General features: G+C 71.1%; 2 protein-coding genes. Both read right to left on the bottom strand.

The annotated features are described in order from the left end of the window. Positions 1 to 1,093 (bottom strand): methyl-accepting chemotaxis protein (locus OXS49_RS33220; RefSeq protein WP_267428749.1); only part of this gene is annotated, 1,093 nt, incomplete at its 3' end. An 89-nt stretch (positions 1,094 to 1,182) separates the two neighbouring features. Beyond that, positions 1,183 to 1,814, bottom strand: a 632-nt coding sequence (locus tag OXS49_RS33225; RefSeq protein ID WP_346016982.1) for a chemotaxis protein CheW, incomplete at its 5' end; no start/stop codon positions are given.

The following is a 1,814-nucleotide window of genomic DNA, read 5'->3' on the forward strand; positions in this document are numbered from 1 at the left end:
CGTCCATGGCCTTGGCGGTGTCGGAGACGGCGCGCAGGCCCTGCCGGGAGGTCTGGGCGGTGGCCTGCGCGGTGGCGATCACCTCGGTGGCGCGCTTGCCGATCTGGGCGCCCGAATGCGTGATCTCGTCGACCGTGGCGGCGGTCTCCTGCACGGCGGCGAATTGCTGCTCGACCGAGGCCGCCTGCTCCTGGGCCGAGGCGCGGATCTCGGCCGCGGCGGCGTTGAGGTCGGCGGTTGCCGCGCGGTTGGTCTTGGCGAGGTCCGAGAGGCCGGCCACCATGGCGTTGAGCGTGGTGGCGAGCCGCCCGATCTCGTCACCCCCGCTCATCGGCAACTTGCCCGACAGGTCCCCGCCGCCGACCCGCTCCACGAAGGCCATGACGGTCTCGAGCGGGCGTACCACCGCGCGGCTGATCATCCACGTGACCAGGATCGCCAGCACGATCGCGGCGGCGAGCGTCAGGTAGATCGAGAGGCGGGAGCGATCGTAGACCTCCTGGGCGGCACGCTGGCCCAGTGCCATGCCACCGTCGAGCAGGGTCCTGAGGTTCCTGATCCCCTCCAGGAAAGGCGTCTGGAGCCGGGCGATCTCGTCGTTGCGGGCCTCGACGCCGGCGACATCCTGCTTGGCGATGGCCGCGAATTGCACCTCGCCGAGGCTCTTGACCTCGCGGAAGGTGCGCTGGACGTCGGCCGCCGCGGCGGCGATCCGGTCCCAGGCGGCCACACGCTCGGTTGAGGCCGAGTAGGCACGGTACTCGGTGGAGAGCTGGATCGTGGTGGCGAGCCGGTTCTCGATCTGGGTGGCGGTCTGGCGCCAGGCCGCCACGGTGTCGTCAGTGCGCGCCTGGCGGCCCTGCGTCGACGTCAGCATCGCGATCACGGCGGTCCGGCGCAGCAGGCCGAGATCGCGGGCCTCGTTGCCCAGGTCGTCGATCTGGCGCAGCACCGTCATATCGCGCCGCACGATCGCGTCGGTCGTGTCGCGCACCGCGCCGATCTGCTCGAGCGCATAGAGGCCGAGCGCCACGATCACGACCGTTACGGCGAAGAAGCCGAGGAGGATGCGTCTACCGATCGAGAGATTCACGGTCGGGCTGGCTCCGATTGGGGGCGTGGTGGGGCGCAGGTCTCGAGAAGACCAGCGGCTGTGTCTGCGGAACCTGCTTCGCGAGCCCGTCAGGGCAGGGCGCGACGCAGGAGGCGGGGAAGATCGATGATGACGAAATCCGGTCGGTCGGCATCTGCCACGCCGGGGGCATAGCCCGAAGCGACCTCGTTGCCCAACCCGCCGGGATTCGTTGCCGACGTCGCCGCCGCGGGGGCGATCCCAAGCACCCGATCGACCGCCAGGGCGAGGGGCTGATGGGCGGGGGTTCCGCGCAGCACCACGACGTGACCGGGCTCGCCCGCGGATTCCGGCCGGCCGAGCGCCCGGGCGAGGCCGAGCACGCCGACGATCCGCCCCGAAAGGGCGATGAGGCCGATGAGCGACGGCACCGCGCCCGGCATGGGCGTGAGGGGGCGCATCGGCAGGACCTGCGCGACGGCTTTCAGCGGCAGGCCGTAGCGTTCGCTCCCGCAGGCGCAGACAAGGTGGTCGAGGCCGGCATCGATGTTCGAAGCGCGGATACCGCGTCGGGCCAGCGCTGCGGTGCGCTCGGCCCGGAGTTCGTGTTCCGATCGGAGGCGCGAGGCCGCGCCCGGATCCTGTCTGGTGGCGCTCGGTTCCATTAGGGCGCCACGATGGTCGGGCATCGCGGGTTGAGAAGTGGAGCAGCGGTTGGAACGACGTGCGTCTCCCTCCCCCT

This window comes from Methylobacterium sp. GC_Met_2 (genome assembly GCF_026540795.1).
GTDB lineage: Bacteria > Pseudomonadota > Alphaproteobacteria > Rhizobiales > Beijerinckiaceae > Methylobacterium.